Source organism: Knoellia sp. 3-2P3, from assembly GCF_029223115.1.
Taxonomy (GTDB): domain Bacteria; phylum Actinomycetota; class Actinomycetes; order Actinomycetales; family Dermatophilaceae; genus Pedococcus_A.
This window is the reverse complement of record NZ_JARGZE010000001.1, coordinates 1,031,811-1,046,147: the sequence shown is the minus strand read 5'-3', so window position 1 is coordinate 1,046,147 and position 14,337 is coordinate 1,031,811. Positions and strand designations below refer to the sequence as shown.

Below are 14,337 nucleotides of genomic sequence, written 5' to 3'. Positions count from 1 at the left end.
CGTCGCCAGCATGCCGTTGGACATGCCTGTGGCCCCGCCGGCGGTTGGCGGGGTGTGGGGCGGGGTCACGCTGGCTCCTGGGCGGCGCGTCTCGCGAGGAGCTCGTCGTAGGAGCCACGGACCAGGTCCCACTCGACCCGCTCCCCGTGCGCGTCGCGGACGACGCGACCGGCGTAGCGGCGGTTGTGCACGATGGTGTGGTGCCGCTCGCACAGCAGGGCCGCGTTCGACAGGTTCGAGAGGCCGAGGTCTGCCCAGTGCACGAGGTGATGAGCGTCCGCCCACTGCGGCGGGGCGTCGCAGCCCGGGTAGGTACAACCCCCGTCGCGCAGCCACAGCCGTTTGGTCTGGGCGTCGGTGAAGTACCGCTTCTCCAGGCCCCAGTCCACGACCTCACCCCGGCCGTTCAGGACGATCGGGATGACGGAGCCGTCGCAGCACAGCCGGCGCACGGTCTCGGGGGCGAGGTGGGTGTCGGCGTCCAACCCACCCAGGGTGGTGGCCGCCCCGAGGCCGGCCTTGAGGTCGTCGTAGCTCATGGTCAGCAGCAGGGTCGTCTTGTTCGTCTTGCCCACCTCGTCCCCGGCGGCCACCGCCCGCCGCACCAGGGTGAGCAGCGCGTCGCCGCGCCTGCGGTCGCTGGAGCGCAGGTCGCGCTCGCCGTCGACCGGCTTCGGCGCCGACAGCGGCCCGAGCGCGGCCTCCAACACCGCCTTGCCCTCGACGTCGAGGGTCAGCCGATACTCGAACGTGCCGGCCCCGGTGTCCCGCGGCTGGGATAGCGAGATGAACGCCTTGCCCAGGTTCTGCTGGTCCTGCAGGACGTCGGTCAGCCCGTAGCGGGCCAGCATCGCCGGGCGCAGCTGCCGGCAGGCCCGCGGGCCCTGTTCGGCGGCCAGACCGATCAGCCCCTGAAGGACGTGGGGTTCGGCGCCCTCGGCCAGCAGCGGCCGCAGCTTGTCCGCCTCCGAGATCACTGCCGCCGCGGACGTCACCGGCAGACGCCCGGCCTCGACCGCCTCCTTGACGGGGGCGTTGACCTGCTTCTGGAAGGCCTGCGCGACGCTGACGATGGTCCCCGCCCCACCGGCCCTCGTCGACGGGGCGTAAGCCCGCACCCACTGGGTCACCGACATCGCCGCCGGACCACCGGAGGTCTCACCTCGCTGCATCGCCTCATGGACCACCGCCACCCGGCCCGCGTCGCAGGCCATCCCGAGCGCGTCGACCTCAGACAGCAGGCCCGCCAGGCCGTCCGGACCACCACCCGACGGCGTCTGCCACAACACCGAGCCCAAGGCGGACACGGAAGAGCGAGCAGCCGAGATCCGTTCGCGGTGCTCAGCCACGCGCAGCACCTGGCCCGGGCGTCCCTCCATGACGACAACAGTAGAAGGGACCACCGACAGCCCAACTGAGCGCGACGTCAACGGAAGCCATTGCCGCGCAACGTATTTCGACGGCATCCGGCATCCGACTTCGATGGGCGCAACCGCAGACCGACGACCTGTGGACGACGGGACGTCCGTCAGCGACCTGTGGACAAGGCCTCCGCCCGCCTCAGGTACACCTGCCGCTCCACCTCGTTCTGTGTCAGCCCGGCCGCCCGCTCGAACTCGAGTCGCGCCTCCCCCGAACGCCCCAGCCGCGCAAGGAGGTCGCCCCGCACCCCGGGCACCAGGTGGTACCCCTCGAGGGACACCTCACCCGACAACCCCTCCAGGACAGCCAAACCCGCTTCCGGACCCGACGCCATCGACACGGCAACAGCCCGGTTCAGCTCCACGACAGGCGACTTCGTCATCTGGGCCAGCAGCCCGTAGAGAGCTGCGATGCGCGCCCAGTCCGTCTCCTCGGCCGTGCGGGCGCGTCCGTGGCAGGCTGCGATGGCGGCCTGGATGCCATACGGCCCGAGGGAGTCCGTGAGCGGCTCCGCCTTCTCCAGAGCCGCCAACCCACGCCCGACAGCTGCCCAGTCCCACCTGCCCCGGTCCTGGTCCATCAGCAGCACCGGTGCGCCGTCCCGACCCAACCGGGCGCGCGACCGCGAGGCCTGGATCTCCATGAGCGCCAGAAGTCCCCACACCTCGGACTCGCGCGGGAGCAGTCCGGTCAGCACCCGACCGAGCCGCAAGGCGTCGTGGCACAGCTCCGGCCGCAGCCAGTCCGACCCAGCCGTCGCCGAGTACCCCTCGTTGAAGATGAGGTAGACCACCTCCAGCACGGACCCCAGGCGCTCGGCGAACTCCGACGGCAGCGGCGCCGAGAACCCCACCCCGGCCGAGCTCAGCTTCTTCTTCGCCCGCACGATCCGTTGTGCCACAGTCGGTTCCGGCACGAGGTAGGCCCGCGCGATCTCCGCCGTGGTGAGCCCGCCGAGCAGCCGCAGCGTCAGCGCCACCCGCGCCTCGGGTGCCAGCACCGGGTGACAGGTCGTGAACACGAGCCGCAGCAGGTCGTCCTCGATGTCCTCCTCGACAGCCTCGAAGTCGGCCAGCCCCGACAGCTCACCCGACGCGATCGACAGCGCGAGCACCCTGCCGAGCTCGACCTCCTTGCGCGCCAAGGTTTCCTGTCGCCGGAACCAGTCCACCGCCCTTCGCCTGCCCACCGACAGCAGCCACGCCCCCGGGTTGTCGGGCACACCCTCCGCAGGCCACTGCTCCATCGCCGCCACGAGTGCGTCCTGCGCGAAGTCCTCGGCGAGCCCGACGTCGCGGGTGACCCGGGCCAGGCCTGCCACCACCCGCGGCGACTCGATGCGCCACACCGCCTCCACCCGGCGGTGGACGTCACGGGGCTCCACGTCGCCGGGCTCTTCCACTCCCCCAACCAACCAGCCCCGAGCCCCCCGCGGCAACCGACCGGCGATGCCAGGGAACAAGGGTGCCGGCGGGCCGCCCACGACAGGCGACCCACCGGCATACCAGAGGTGGTGTCAGGACTGGCGAGCCTCCTGCCGGGCCCGCTCCTGCGCCTCCCACTCCTTGATGTGCTCGGGCAGCGCGTCGCCGAAGTCCTCGGCCTCGAAGACCCGGCGGATCTCGAGCTCACCCTCCTGCATCGGCGCGCGGCGCACCCACTCGACCGCCTCCTCCTTCGACTTCACGTCGAAGATCCAGAAGCCGGCAATGAGCTCCTTGGTCTCGGCGAACGGGCCGTCGACCACGGTGCGGTCCTTGCCGTCGAAGCGCACCCTTGCGCCCTCCGACGAAGGGTGCAGCCCCTCCCCCGCCACCAGCACGCCCGCCTTGGCGAGCTCCTGGTTGTAGGTGTTCATCGCCTCGAAGATCTCCTCCGAGGGCATGCCGCCCGACTCGGACTCGGGAGTCGCCTTCACCAGAACCATGTAGCGCATGTCATCCGTTCCTCTCCTTGGTGGCCGGTGCCCGTCTGGCCCAGCCTCTACCCTCACGTCGAACGGCGCAGCCGCGAATCGACAGCCCGACCCAAAGACTTTCTCAGAACTCTCTCCGGCACCCGGCCGCAGACTGGAGACGAGCCCGGAAGACGAGCCCGGGACACGCGACCGAACACGCCGAGGGAGGTGGCCGATGCAGTCCGTTCCCGCAGTCGACCGGGTCGGCCTGCACGCCGAGATGCAGTGGGCGCGCGACGACTTGGCACGCCTTCTCGCGGCCGCCTCGAGCGCAGACCTGGAGCGAGGCTCGGCCGGCACGAGGTGGACCAACGAGCAGCTGCTCTTCCACATGGTCTTCGGCTACATGGTGGTGCGCGCGCTGCTGCCGCTGGTGCGGGTGGTGACCCGCCTGCCGCGGCCCGTCGGCACCGGCTTCTCCGCGGTCCTCGACGCGGCCGCTCGCCCCTTCCACGTCGTCAACTACCTCGGCACCTGTGCGGCCGCGCTGGTCTTCAACCGGCGGCGCATGCAGGCCCAGCTCGACCGCACGCTCGCCTCGCTCCACCGCTCGATCGACGCCCTGCCGGAGACGACGCTGCACCGCGGGATGCCCTTCCCCCCTCGCTGGGACCCGTTCTTCACGTCGTCGATGACGGTCGCGGACGTCTTCCACTACCCGACCCAGCACTACACGTTCCACCGGGCGCAGCTGTCGTTCGCGACTCCCAGCGCCTGAGACCACGACAGCCGCGACAGCGAGGTGGCCGGGACGCGCCCCCGCGCGCCCCGGCCGTCCCCACCCCGTCAGCGACCCCCGCGGGCGGCCGGGATCTGGTGGTTGGCCACGAACACGCCGTCGGGGTCGACCTTCGCCCGCACGTTGCCGAGGCGCACCCAGACGTCGTGGTCGAAGGCCGTGCTCGTGTCGACCCGCCCCTCGCTGAAGTTGAGGAACGACCGCCCGCGCGACCAGGGCGCCAGGACCCCTTCGAGCCGCTTGGCGTCGAGGAGCCCCTGAGCCGCCATCTCGGGCGTGGCGGCGATGGCCACGAAGAACCCGGCGTATGCCGCGTCGAGTCGCGGCAGCGCGCCCGCACCGTGGTGGGCGCGGCCCAGGGCTCCGCCGAGCTGGCGCAGCTCGGCGGCGAGCAGCGTGGACGTCGAACCCGGGCCGACCTCGGCGAGGAACGCGTCGATGGCCTCGTCGGGGAGCCCGTCGAGCATGATCGACCCCGAGACGGCCGGGGTCGGGCCCTCCGGGTCCATGTGCAGCCGCGACAGGGCCGCGGCCGGCACCCGGGCGAAGGTGTCCATCTCCGGAGCCAGGGCCCGCAGGGGCGCGAGCAGCTCCTCGGCGGCGCCGTCGTCGGAGAGCACCGCACCGTCGATGACGACCAGCTGCCGGCCGCGGATGAACTCCGGGAGCTCCGGCATGGGCGGGAAGCTCATCACCCGCAGCGAGGTGGTCACCTCGTCGGGGGCCGAGGCCGACCAGCGCGCCCACTCGCGGACGACCACGTCGGCGTGCCGGCGGTCCCACAGGAGCATGCCGGCGTAGGCGTCGGCGATGGGGTACAGCCGCAGCTCGAGCGCGGTGACGAGGCCGAAGTTGCCACCGCCCCCGCGGACGGCCCAGAAGAGGTCGTGGTCGCTGTCGTGGTCGACCCGGCGGACCTGCCCGTCAGCCGTGACGATCTCCACGGCCAGGATGCTGTTGGTGGCGAGGCCGAGCTTGCGGGCGTACCAGCCGATGCCGCCGCCGAGCGCGTAGCCGGCCACCGCCACGTCCGGCGAGCTGCCGTGCAGCGCGGCGAGCCCGTGCGGTGCGGCCGCCTCCACGACCTGCTGCCACAGGACACCGCCGCCCACCCGGACCGTCTGTGCCGAGGGGTCGACGGTCACCTCCGTCATCTCGGAGGTGCGCACGATGACGACGTCCTCGAGCGAGCCCTCGGCGAGCGGGCCGGCCGCGTGGCCGGTGCTCTGGGGGGCCACCCGCAGGCCGGCTCGTGCGGCGCAGACCACGAGCTCGGCCGCCTCGGTCGCGCTGCGCGGGAAGGCGACGGCAGCCGGCCGCTGGTCGACGGCGACGTTCCACGGCATACGGGCCATCTCGTAGCCGGGGTCGCCGGGCAGGTGGACCGCCCCGCCGCAGAGGCCGCGCAGGGCCTCGGCTCGCAGGGAGGGTGCAGGGTGATCGAGGGTCGTCTCGATGCTCATCGTGCTTCCTTCTGTGGTGGTGTCGTGTTGCCTGGTGGTCAGCGGATGGCGACGGCCTCGATCGAGACCGTCATGCCGGGCACCGGCAGTGCGCAGACCCCCACGAGGGTGGTGGGCGGGCTCGCCCCCACCTCCGCGAGTCGCTCGGCGAGGGTGTCCCAGACGTCGAGCGTGGCGTCCATGTCGGTGGTGTAGACCCGCAGCAGCGCCAGGTCGCCCGGCGCCATGCCTCCAGCCGCGAGCACGGCCTCGAGGTTGGCCAGGGCCAGGGCCAGCTGCGCGGCAGGGTCGCCGTCGTGGACCAGGCGGCCCACGGAGTCCAACGGCCCCTGCGCTGCCACCGTGAGGACTGCCCGCGGGGCAGCGCGCAGCTGCCCCTGGTCGTAGCCGAGCGCCCGGGACCACGCGGTCCAGGTGCTCGGCGTGACGGGCGTCATCGCGGTGGTCGGGCTGTTCACGCCCACCACGGTCGCGGCTCGGCGTCCCGCCCGGCCATCCCTTTTCCGGGGGGACTTCCCCTCCCCCGGCATCTGGGATCGCGGATCCCCCACTTTTGTGGGATTCCCGCGACGGGGACGATCCGTCAGACTCGCGCCATGCGCCGCGCACTGACCGCTGAGCGCGTGCGGCGCGACGTCGAAGTGGTCGCCCGCGCGGGCCTCGACCTCGACACCTTCCTCTCCGAGGCCGTGGAGTCCCTCCACCGCGCCGTGCCCCACGTGGCTGCGTGCCTCGCGACGGTCGACCCGAGCACCGAGCTGCTCACCGGCACGCGGAAGTTCGGCGACCTGCAGGGCCGCGACAGCCACGACCACGAGTGGGGCCTGATCGAGTACGGCTCCGTCGAGGAGACGACCTTCACCGAGCTCTCGCGCGCCGGCACCCGGGCGGTCGGGGTGCACGCGGCCACTGGTGGCGACGTGAGCCGGTCGCAGCGCATGCGCGAGTTCATGCAGCCGAACTTCGGCTACACCGACGAGCTGCGCGTCGTCTTCCGCGACGGCGGCTCGGTCTGGGGCGGCGCCGCGCTGTTCCGCGACCCCGGCAGCGACCCCTTCAGCCAGGACGAGGTCGACTTCGCCGGTTCGCTCTCGGCGGCCTTCGCCGCCGGTGTGCGCACCGGTCTGCTCGCCCGGCTCGCCACCGCCGGCCCGCCGCCGGCCTCGGCCGGCCCCGCCGTGCTCATCATCGGCGCCGACGACCAGGTGCGGCAGACCAGCCTCGGCGCCGAGGAGCGGCTCGTCGAGCTCGAGAGCCCGACCCACAACGCCAGGTGGACCGGCATCATCACCTCGCTCGTGGCCGCGGCCCGGCGCTACGCCCGCGGCGAGACCAGAGTGCCCCCGCGCAGCCGGGTCCGCTCGCGCAGCGGCATGTGGCTGGTGCTCCACGCGACGCCGCTCATGGGCCCTGACGGCGTGAGCGGCGACGTGGTCGTCACGATCGAGGAGGCCAGGCCGCCGGAGATCGTGCCGCTGGTGGTCTCCGCCTTCGACCTCACCCAGCGCGAGCGCGACGTGACCCAGCTGGTGCTGCAGGGCGTCGACACCAAGGAGATCGCCGCGACGATGCACGTGTCGACCTACACCGTGCAGGACCACCTGAAGTCCGTCTTCGACAAGGCCGACGTGCGCAGCCGCCGCGAGCTCATCGCCCGCATCTACTTCGACCAGTACGTCCCGCGCATGGGCGCCGACCTTGGCCCCTCCGGGTGGTTCTGCGGCGGCTGACCCGCAGGGACGCACACCACCACCCACGACCGGTATGCCGTGTGCGCGCCGTGCCCCCGCGGCATACCGCTGCCGTTGCCCACCGCGGCCCGACCCTGCCCCCAACAGAAAAGCGGTGTCGGGCCGTCGGTGACGGGTCGTAACATCTCTCCTGCCCGCGGCGCCAACGGCGGCGTCCGTCCCGGGCCTCTCCCCCTTCTCGCTGAAAGGCACTGCCATGCCCCGCCCCACCCTGCCCGCGCGCCGCTCCCCGGCCGTGGTCACGCCGCGGCGGGAGATCGCGCAGATTGCGGTGCCGGTGAGCGCGGAGTTCGTGCTGATGCTGGTGCTGAACTTCGTCAACCAGGTCGTGGTCGGCACCCTTGGCGCCACCGCGATCGCGGCGGTCGGCTTCGCGAACAGCCTGTCCTTCATCCTCATCATCACCCTGGGGTGCCTGGGGACGTCGGTGAGCATCCTGGTGGCGCGGGCCTTCGGCGCCGGGCGCCGCACCGAGGTGAACCACACCGTCACCGCCGCCGTGCTCGTCGCCGGCGCCCTCGGCCTGGCCGCCTCCGTGCTGCCGTTCCTGTGGGCCGACCACCTGCTCACGCTGACCGGCGCGTCGCCGACGGTGGCCGCAGCGGGCACCGACTACTTCCGGCTCATCGCCCTCGCGACCCTGCCGACCATGCTGAGCGCCATCCTCAGCGGCGTCCTGCGCTCGGTGGGGCGGCCGGCCAGCCCGATGGTCGCCACGACGGTCACGGTGCTGGCCAACTCGGCTCTCGCCTGGACGCTCGTCACCGGTGCCGGGCCGGCTCCGGCCCTCGGTGCCGCCGGCGCCGGGTGGGCCACGCTGGTGACCGCCACGGCCAAGGCCGGCATCCTCGTGTCGATGGCCTACGGCTCACGCGGGGTCGTGTCGTGGCGCCTGCCGGTCGACCGTGCCGAGTGGCGTCGGGTGGTCGCGCCCCTGTTCGTGCTCGCCCTGCCGCTCGGGGTGACCGAGCTGTTCTGGACCGGCGGCACGTTCCTCTACAACGTGGTGTTCCAGCAGCTCGGTGACGAGGCCCTGGCCGCCGCGCAGATCGTGCACACGCTCGAGGGGGTCTTCATCGTCGGCAGCATCGGGCTGATGAGTGCCACCACGACCCTGGTCGGCCGAGCGGTCGGCCAGGGCGACGCCGCCGGGGCGGCCCGGTGGGTGAACCGGCTGACCCGCGCGGGAATCGGCACCGGAGCCCTCTTCGGCGTGCTCTTCGGTGCCAGCGTGCTCCTGCTCGAGCCGCTGTTCCGCGACGCCGGAGACGACGTGCGCGCGATGGCCATGCTCGGCATCGCCGTCAACGCGGCGTTCCAGGTCGTCAAGGTGCGCAACATGATCCTCGGCGCCGGCGTGCTGCCCAGCGGCAACGACGTGCGCGGGGTGATCATCGGCGACGTGGTCGGCGCCTTCGTGGTCGGCCTGCCCCTCGCGGTGCTGCTCGGGCTGCACACCCCGCTCGGCGTGCTCGGCGTGTTCGTCGCCCGGGTCGTCGAGGAGATCGCCAAGCTGGCCGTCTTCACGTGGCGGGCCCGCCGTCTGCGCTGGGACGTGCTCGCCCGCACCGGTCACGACGAGGACAGCGTGGCCGCACCAGCCGAGGGCGTCGTCCCGACGCCGCCGGCCGAGATGCCCGCGGGCGTCTGAGACCGCCTGACGTCCAAGGAGGAGACATGGGCTACCGCTTCGTCGACGCCGTGCCCACGGTGGAGGAGCACGGCGCGCTCGCGATCGCCGTGGGCTGGCACGACGACTTCCACTGGGAGTCGGTGCCGGCGTCCCTGGCTGGCTCGGTGTGCGGCGTGGTCGCCTACGACCCCGACGGCCGTCCCGTCGCGATGGGCCGGGTCGTCGGCGACGGCGCCTTCTACTTCTACATCCAGGACGTAGCCGTGCACCCCGACCACCAGCGCCGGGGCCTCGGGCGGCAGGTCGTCGCCCGGCTGCGCGACCAGGTGATGCAGATCGCCGGCGCCGACTGCTTCGTCGGCCTCTTCGCCACCCCCGACGGCCAGGGCCTCTACGCCAGCGAAGGGTTCGTCGCGGAGAACACCGTCGGGATGTGGCAGGTGCTGCGCCCGGGCCGGGGCTGAGCCGGCCTCACCTGCCCGCGGTGCCGCGGCGCCGTCGGCGGAGGTGAAGGGCCAGGACGAGGGCCAGGCCCACGGCGCTGCCGATCACGGTCTCAACCCCGCGGTCGAACAGGAGCTGGTCGACGGGCTGCTCCTCGGCTGCCTGCCCCATCAGGAGGGCGAGCGGGGTGATGGCCAGCATCGCCACCCCGTAGTTGCGGCCCACGAGCAGCTCGGCCCCCACCTGGAGCGCCGCGATGACCGCGAGCAGCGCCGTCCCCGACAGGTGCAGGCTCAGCAGGACCGCGCTCGTGACGAGCCCGAGGAGGGTGCCCACCACCCGCTGGATCCCCCTGGCCAGCTGCCCCCGCAGGCCCCGCGCCGACAGCGGAGCCACGGCAGCGACCGTGGCCCAGTAGGGGTGGCCGATCCCCGAGCCGGTGGCGAGGGCACCGGCGACCCCTGCGGCCACGGCGTCCTGCAGCGGCAGCCACGACCGGTGCAGCCGCACGCGCGACGGCAGCGCGCGGTCACCGCGGGCGAGTCCCCCGACCGCCCCGACGGCGAGGGCGAAGAGGGCGGAGAGCCCCGACACCAGCAGGGCGGGCCGCAGGTCGGCCGACGTGTGGGGCACCGAGGCGCATCCCCCGAAGGCGAACACCACGAAGAGCGAGCCCGGCGGGTGCCAGTCCTGGGCCCGAGCGAGCACCGAGGCGAGCGCGGCCACCGCTGCCGCGACCGGCACGGCCACCCACGCCGCGTTGGGCAGGGTTCCCACGGCCACCCCGAGCACCACGGCGCCCACCAGCACCGCTCCGGCCGACGCCTGCATCGCAGCGCGCGACAGGTGGACGTGGTTGCGCCCGTAAAGCGACGTGAAGGCGCCGAACGCGGCGTACATCGACCACTCCGGGCGCCCCAGCAGTGCCACGGTGAGGAGCGGGACGAAGACGCAGATGCCGGCCCGCAGGGCCACCCGGTGCGAGCCGGCGTGCGGGCGGAAGTGGAGCAGGTCGAGGCCCGCGAGCTGACCTGTGCGCGGCACGGCATTCCTCCCTGTGGGGGCAGCTCAAGGTTCGCACAGGTGTCCAGAGGCAGTCGGGCCTCGGTCACCAGCGCAGGTCCAGGACCGGCCCGTCCGCCTCCTCGGTCACGTCGAGGGCAGTCCCCACGGAGCGCCCGGCCCGGCTGAGGGTGTCGCCGAGCCAGCGCGCGTCGTCGAGGGACGCCCGCTCGAGCCGGAACCGCCGCACGACCAGGGGCACCAGCCTCAGCCCGAGCAGCCCTGCGGTGCCCACGTCGAGGCGCGCCAGGTAGAGCGCCCGCAGGTCGTCGCGGTAGGCCTCGTAGCCGCCGATGCCCTCGTAGTCGTTGACCAGGTCACCGCACCCGTAGAGCACCAGCCCTCCCCGGTAGACCTCGATGGGCCGCGGGTGGTGCGAGGAGTGCCCGTGGACGACGTGCACCCCGGCGTCCACCAGGGCGTGGGCGAAACGACGGTGCTCGTGCGGGACCTCGTAGCCCCAGTTGCCTCCCCAGTGGATCGACACGACGCGCAGGTCACCGGGGCGGCCGACCTCGAGCAGCCGCTCGGCCACCCGGTGAGCCGTCCCCCGGCCGAGGTCGGGCAGCAGCGCCACACCCGGCCGTCCCGGCCCGGCGGCCCACTGCGGGGGCACGCCGCTGGAGGTGTCGCCGACCGAGACCACGACCACCCGCCGGCCTCCGCCGCACTCGACGACGGCCGGCCGCCAGGCGTCGTGCTCGTTCTGCCCGGCACCGGCCGTGCGCAGGCCTGCGCCGGCCAGGACGCGCAGCGTCTCGAGCAGGCCGGACCGGCCGTAGTCCAGCACGTGGTTGTTGGCCAGCGCCCACACGTCCGCGCGGGCCACGGCGACGACGTCGAGGTTGGCCGGGCTCATCCGGTAGGTGACGGCCTTGCCGCGGGCCCAGTCCGCGCTCTCGGTGACGCTGGTCTCGAGGTTCAGGACCCGCACCGCCGGGCCGAAACCGTCCATGGCCACCACGGCCTCACCCCAGGGCCAGGTGGGCTCGACGACCCGCGGGATCGCTCCGTTGACCCGCTCGGCCAGCGCGACGTAGGTGCGGGCATCGTGCACGTAGTCCTCGTGCAGCTCGGGCGGCACGGGGTGGGGCAGCACCTGGTCGATCCCCCGGCCCGTCATGACGTCGCCGGCCAGGACGAGTCGGAGCTCCGGCGCCATGCCTCCTGCCGCCATGCCTCCTGACTACGTGCTCCCCGCGGGCCTGCGCAGGGCCAGAGGTCATGCGGCTAGCGGGTGCCCCTGCCCGGTCGGTCCGGGGCAGCCCCGGACCCGCCGAGACGCTCAGGTCGCGCGGGGCTCTCGCTGCCGTGCGCGACCCCGTCGAAGCGGTCGAGGCGCCCCAGCCCCGGGTCGTCCATCAGCGGCGCGTGCCGGCCGAGCCAGTGCGACCACCAACCGGCCAGACGGTCGTGGAGTCGGGAGCGGCGCTGGGGAGCGGCTCCCGCGGCTGCCTCCGCCATGACGACCTCCCCTGTTCTGCGCGCTTCGGCCTAGTACTCCTCGACCGAACGGGCCATGCGCCCGCAGGACCAAGGGTAGACCCGCTCGCCTCGCGGCGACAGTGGCTGCGCATTTTGCTGGATCCGCGCAGGAGGTGGTGCGGAGCAGTCTGCTGTGGTGTCCCCGATGAAGCACACCGACGACGACGGCGAGCTCAGCGTGTTCGTCAGCGGGGACCGCGTGCTCTTCGCCTGCGACAGGGGTCACGCGTGGACCGCGCCGGTCTCCATCGAGCCCGGCGTGGGTCCGACGCGGCACGTGGACACCGACGTGGGTGAGACCGAGGACGAGCTCGAGGAGCTGTCCGTGGAGCACGAGCGCTATGCCGAGCTGGTCCGCCGCTTCGGCCCGGACCTGCCGAGGGCGCTGGGCTTCGACTGACGCACGTCCTGACGCACGGTCCCGGGGCACCCCGCCTTCTCCTCGAGGGGCTGCGTGTATGCCGCGCTGCGCACCTGTGCCGCACCGCGCACCGCGTCTCCGCGCGACCGCGACCACCGGACGGATTCTCGACACAAGAGCCGTCAAAAGGACAGGAAGAAACTCAAACGAAGGCACTGATACCAAAAATTGACCGTCTCTCATTCATTTGCATGAGTTACGGCCTACGGAAGTAGGTGCAGCCTTGGCGTGCAACCAGGGGGGTGCCATGGAAAGAACAGCGATGTACATCAGGGCGATGATCACGGGAATCCTCTTCGTCATCACCGCCTACTGGCTCCTGGCCGTCGCAGGCCAGATCTCGTCGGTCCCCACGTGGGACGGCCAAGGGCACGTGCTCGACACCTACCAGCGGGCCAAGGACGTCCTGCTGGTCGTGCTGCCGCTGCTCACCACCGCGCTCGGCTACTGGTTCGGGGCCGCCGGTCGCGAGCATGCCGAGGCCAAGGCCGCCCAAGCCATGACCGAGGTCAAGCGGACCCAGCAGAAGCTCGAGGGCGTGCTGAGCACCAGCCGCGAGCAGGACCTGCTGAGCAAGGCCCAGGCGTTGTACCCGGACGCGTTCGGGTTGTCGCGCTCCCACGGCGCACACGCCGCGGCCGCGCCATGACCACGCGGATGAAGCACACGGACGACGATGGCGACCTGAGCATCTTCGTCAGCGGCGGAGAGGTGCTGTTCGCCTGCAACCACGGTCACGTGTGGACCGCTCAGGTGTCCATCGAGGCCCATGCCGAGAAGCCGTGCCACGTGCACGACGACAGCGGCCCGACGGACCCCTGCGGAGTAGCCGCGGTCGCGCCCCGGCCAGGGGCTGCCTAGTGCCTGCCCCCTTGGACCCGGGCCGTCCTCGACGGTCCGGGTCCAAGGGAGTGGTTCCGCGCAGTTCGACCGTGCTGGACGGAGATACTGGACGCATGCAGGAGCCCATCCCCCGCGAGTCCACGGAGGCGTTCGCCTCCCTCGCCGAGCTCGTCTACACCGGATCCAGCTCCCAAGAGGTCCTGGACGCGATCTGCCGCGCAGCGCTCGACATCGTGCCGGGAGCCGATCACGCCTGCATCTCCACCCTGGACAAGGGCATGCGGCTGCGCACGCTCGCGGCCAGTGATGACGTGGCGCGCCTCATGGACCGCCTGGAGAGCGAGGCACAGGAGGGGCCGTGCCTCGACAGCATCGTCGAGGAATCCGTCCAGCGCGACGAGGACATCGCCTCGTCAGCGACGTGGCCCGTCCTCGCCGAGCTCACCCTGAGCAGGACGCCGATCCGCGGCATGCTCGGGTTCCGGCTCCAGCAGGGGGCCGGCGGACGCTCAGCCCTGAACATCTTCTCCGACACCCCGGGAGCCCTGACCGAGGAGTCGGTCGGCGTCGGCGCCATGCTGGCGGTCTTCACCTCGGTCGCGCTCGCGGCCGCCGAGCACCTGGCCAGTGTCGATAGCCTGCGCCGGGGTCTGGACAGCAACCGTGAGATCGGGAAGGCGGTCGGGCTGTTGATGGCCGCCCACTCGGTCGATGACGAGGAGGCCTTCGCCATCCTGCGCAGCGCCTCGAGCCGGACCAACACCAAGCTCGCGGCCCTCGCCGAGAGGATCAACGCCGCCCACCGGGACCAGCTCGGCTGAGCCTCGTCGCCGGTCGGTGCTGCACACCAGCAGCCGGGGGGGAGCCCCGTGGTGGGCCGGGTCCCACGCGGGAACGGGGATCACCTCGTCGCTGGCCACAGGGCCGATGTAGGACACAGAGCCGACGAGGGGACTCGAACCCCTAACCACCTGTTTACAAGACAGGTGCGCTGCCAATTGCGCCACGCCGGCGAGCCCGCACCGATGCCGCGGGATCGCCGAAATCGTACCCGGCACACCCGCCGGTGCCCGCAACCCACAGGGTTGGCGCACGGCATACGCACCGGGGCACACGA

At 72.5% G+C, this 14,337-nt stretch carries 16 protein-coding genes and 1 tRNA gene; 8 read left to right on the top strand and 9 right to left on the bottom strand.

All coding sequences use genetic code 11. The features are described 5' to 3' along the window. Nucleotides 1-65 precede the first annotated feature (65 nt). From P0Y31_RS05075 to P0Y31_RS05065, 3 genes are all read right to left on the bottom strand, one after another. The gene (locus P0Y31_RS05075; protein WP_275866952.1) at nucleotides 66-1,379 is read right to left on the bottom strand and encodes an HNH endonuclease signature motif containing protein; all 1,314 of its coding nucleotides are present in this window, start codon (nucleotides 1,377-1,379) and stop codon (nucleotides 66-68) included. A gap of 149 nt (nucleotides 1,380-1,528) precedes the next feature. After that, the gene (locus P0Y31_RS05070; protein ID WP_275866951.1) at nucleotides 1,529-2,824 is read right to left on the bottom strand and encodes an RNA polymerase sigma factor; all 1,296 of its coding nucleotides are present in this window, start codon (nucleotides 2,822-2,824) and stop codon (nucleotides 1,529-1,531) included. Nucleotides 2,825-2,938: 114 nt separating this feature from the next. Then, nucleotides 2,939-3,358: a YciI family protein gene (locus P0Y31_RS05065; protein WP_275866950.1), complete on the bottom strand. Its 420-nt coding sequence runs from the start codon at nucleotides 3,356-3,358 to the stop codon at nucleotides 2,939-2,941. 196 nt (nucleotides 3,359-3,554) lie between these two features. On the opposite strand from P0Y31_RS05065, the gene P0Y31_RS05060 reads away from it, so the two are divergent. Further along, complete coding sequence (locus tag P0Y31_RS05060) at nucleotides 3,555-4,097, top strand: DinB family protein (RefSeq protein WP_275866949.1); 543 nt, start codon at nucleotides 3,555-3,557, stop codon at nucleotides 4,095-4,097. A gap of 68 nt (nucleotides 4,098-4,165) precedes the next feature. On the opposite strand, the gene P0Y31_RS05055 is transcribed toward P0Y31_RS05060, so the two are convergent. Beyond that, nucleotides 4,166-5,581, bottom strand: coding sequence for an FAD-binding oxidoreductase (locus tag P0Y31_RS05055; RefSeq protein ID WP_275866948.1), 1,416 nt, complete (start codon nucleotides 5,579-5,581; stop codon nucleotides 4,166-4,168). 38 nt (nucleotides 5,582-5,619) lie between these two features. Then, nucleotides 5,620-6,039: a Rid family hydrolase gene (locus tag P0Y31_RS05050; protein WP_275866947.1), complete on the bottom strand. Its 420-nt coding sequence runs from the start codon at nucleotides 6,037-6,039 to the stop codon at nucleotides 5,620-5,622. A gap of 138 nt (nucleotides 6,040-6,177) precedes the next feature. Here P0Y31_RS05050 and P0Y31_RS05045 point away from each other — a divergent pair, with 138 nt between their 5' ends. The 3 genes from P0Y31_RS05045 to P0Y31_RS05035 all read left to right on the top strand — a co-directional run bounded on the left by P0Y31_RS05045 (nucleotide 6,178) and on the right by P0Y31_RS05035 (nucleotide 9,429). After that, on the top strand, nucleotides 6,178-7,311 hold the full coding sequence (locus P0Y31_RS05045; protein WP_275866946.1) for a helix-turn-helix transcriptional regulator: 1,134 nt from the start codon (nucleotides 6,178-6,180) through the stop codon (nucleotides 7,309-7,311). 217 nt (nucleotides 7,312-7,528) lie between these two features. Then, on the top strand, nucleotides 7,529-8,983 hold the full coding sequence (locus P0Y31_RS05040; protein ID WP_275866945.1) for an MATE family efflux transporter: 1,455 nt from the start codon (nucleotides 7,529-7,531) through the stop codon (nucleotides 8,981-8,983). Nucleotides 8,984-9,009: 26 nt separating this feature from the next. Then, the gene (locus P0Y31_RS05035; RefSeq protein ID WP_275866944.1) at nucleotides 9,010-9,429 is read left to right on the top strand and encodes a GNAT family N-acetyltransferase; all 420 of its coding nucleotides are present in this window, start codon (nucleotides 9,010-9,012) and stop codon (nucleotides 9,427-9,429) included. A 7-nt stretch (nucleotides 9,430-9,436) separates the two neighbouring features. Here P0Y31_RS05035 and P0Y31_RS05030 read toward each other — a convergent pair whose 3' ends face one another. The 3 genes from P0Y31_RS05030 to P0Y31_RS05020 all read right to left on the bottom strand — a co-directional run bounded on the left by P0Y31_RS05030 (nucleotide 9,437) and on the right by P0Y31_RS05020 (nucleotide 11,935). After that, nucleotides 9,437-10,453, bottom strand: coding sequence for an FUSC family protein (locus tag P0Y31_RS05030; RefSeq protein ID WP_275866943.1), 1,017 nt, complete (start codon nucleotides 10,451-10,453; stop codon nucleotides 9,437-9,439). Nucleotides 10,454-10,517: 64 nt separating this feature from the next. Then, nucleotides 10,518-11,648 (bottom strand): CapA family protein, encoded by a 1,131-nt coding sequence (locus P0Y31_RS05025; RefSeq protein WP_275866942.1) that lies wholly within the window; start codon nucleotides 11,646-11,648, stop codon nucleotides 10,518-10,520. A 53-nt stretch (nucleotides 11,649-11,701) separates the two neighbouring features. Further along, a complete protein-coding gene (locus tag P0Y31_RS05020) occupies nucleotides 11,702-11,935 on the bottom strand; it encodes a hypothetical protein (protein ID WP_275866941.1) in 234 nt (77 codons plus the stop codon). A 157-nt stretch (nucleotides 11,936-12,092) separates the two neighbouring features. Here P0Y31_RS05020 and P0Y31_RS05015 point away from each other — a divergent pair, with 157 nt between their 5' ends. The 4 genes from P0Y31_RS05015 to P0Y31_RS05000 all read left to right on the top strand — a co-directional run bounded on the left by P0Y31_RS05015 (nucleotide 12,093) and on the right by P0Y31_RS05000 (nucleotide 14,041). Then, nucleotides 12,093-12,356: a hypothetical protein gene (locus tag P0Y31_RS05015; protein WP_275866940.1), complete on the top strand. Its 264-nt coding sequence runs from the start codon at nucleotides 12,093-12,095 to the stop codon at nucleotides 12,354-12,356. Between the two features lie 268 nt (nucleotides 12,357-12,624). Beyond that, nucleotides 12,625-13,026, top strand: coding sequence for a hypothetical protein (locus P0Y31_RS05010; RefSeq protein WP_275866939.1), 402 nt, complete (start codon nucleotides 12,625-12,627; stop codon nucleotides 13,024-13,026). Between the two features lie 8 nt (nucleotides 13,027-13,034). Further along, entirely contained in the window at nucleotides 13,035-13,238 is a 204-nt protein-coding gene (locus tag P0Y31_RS05005; RefSeq protein ID WP_275866938.1) for a hypothetical protein, read from the top strand. Nucleotides 13,239-13,333: 95 nt separating this feature from the next. Next, on the top strand, nucleotides 13,334-14,041 hold the full coding sequence (locus tag P0Y31_RS05000) for a GAF and ANTAR domain-containing protein (protein WP_275866937.1): 708 nt from the start codon (nucleotides 13,334-13,336) through the stop codon (nucleotides 14,039-14,041). A gap of 119 nt (nucleotides 14,042-14,160) precedes the next feature. On the opposite strand, the gene P0Y31_RS04995 is transcribed toward P0Y31_RS05000, so the two are convergent. After that, nucleotides 14,161-14,233: transfer RNA gene (locus P0Y31_RS04995), tRNA-Thr, on the bottom strand. Between the last annotated feature and the right edge of the window lie 104 nt (nucleotides 14,234-14,337).

Excerpts from the sequence above, each read along its gene's own strand:
- P0Y31_RS05000 (WP_275866937.1), top strand. The coding sequence starts at position 13,334 with ATGCAGGAGCCCATCCCCCGCGAGTCCACGGAGGCGTTCGCCTCCCTC.
- P0Y31_RS05010 (WP_275866939.1), top strand. The coding sequence starts at position 12,625 with ATGGAAAGAACAGCGATGTACATCAGGGCGATGATCACGGGAATCCTC.
- P0Y31_RS05005 (WP_275866938.1), top strand. The coding sequence starts at position 13,035 with ATGAAGCACACGGACGACGATGGCGACCTGAGCATCTTCGTCAGCGGC.
- P0Y31_RS05025 (WP_275866942.1), bottom strand. The coding sequence starts at position 11,648 with ATGGCGGCAGGAGGCATGGCGCCGGAGCTCCGACTCGTCCTGGCCGGC.
- P0Y31_RS05035 (WP_275866944.1), top strand. The coding sequence starts at position 9,010 with ATGGGCTACCGCTTCGTCGACGCCGTGCCCACGGTGGAGGAGCACGGC.
- P0Y31_RS05060 (WP_275866949.1), top strand. The coding sequence starts at position 3,555 with ATGCAGTCCGTTCCCGCAGTCGACCGGGTCGGCCTGCACGCCGAGATG.
- P0Y31_RS05075 (WP_275866952.1), bottom strand. The coding sequence starts at position 1,379 with ATGGAGGGACGCCCGGGCCAGGTGCTGCGCGTGGCTGAGCACCGCGAA.
- P0Y31_RS05065 (WP_275866950.1), bottom strand. The coding sequence starts at position 3,358 with ATGCGCTACATGGTTCTGGTGAAGGCGACTCCCGAGTCCGAGTCGGGC.
- P0Y31_RS05040 (WP_275866945.1), top strand. The coding sequence starts at position 7,529 with ATGCCCCGCCCCACCCTGCCCGCGCGCCGCTCCCCGGCCGTGGTCACG.
- P0Y31_RS05020 (WP_275866941.1), bottom strand. The coding sequence starts at position 11,935 with ATGGCGGAGGCAGCCGCGGGAGCCGCTCCCCAGCGCCGCTCCCGACTC.
- P0Y31_RS05055 (WP_275866948.1), bottom strand. The coding sequence starts at position 5,581 with ATGAGCATCGAGACGACCCTCGATCACCCTGCACCCTCCCTGCGAGCC.
- P0Y31_RS05045 (WP_275866946.1), top strand. The coding sequence starts at position 6,178 with ATGCGCCGCGCACTGACCGCTGAGCGCGTGCGGCGCGACGTCGAAGTG.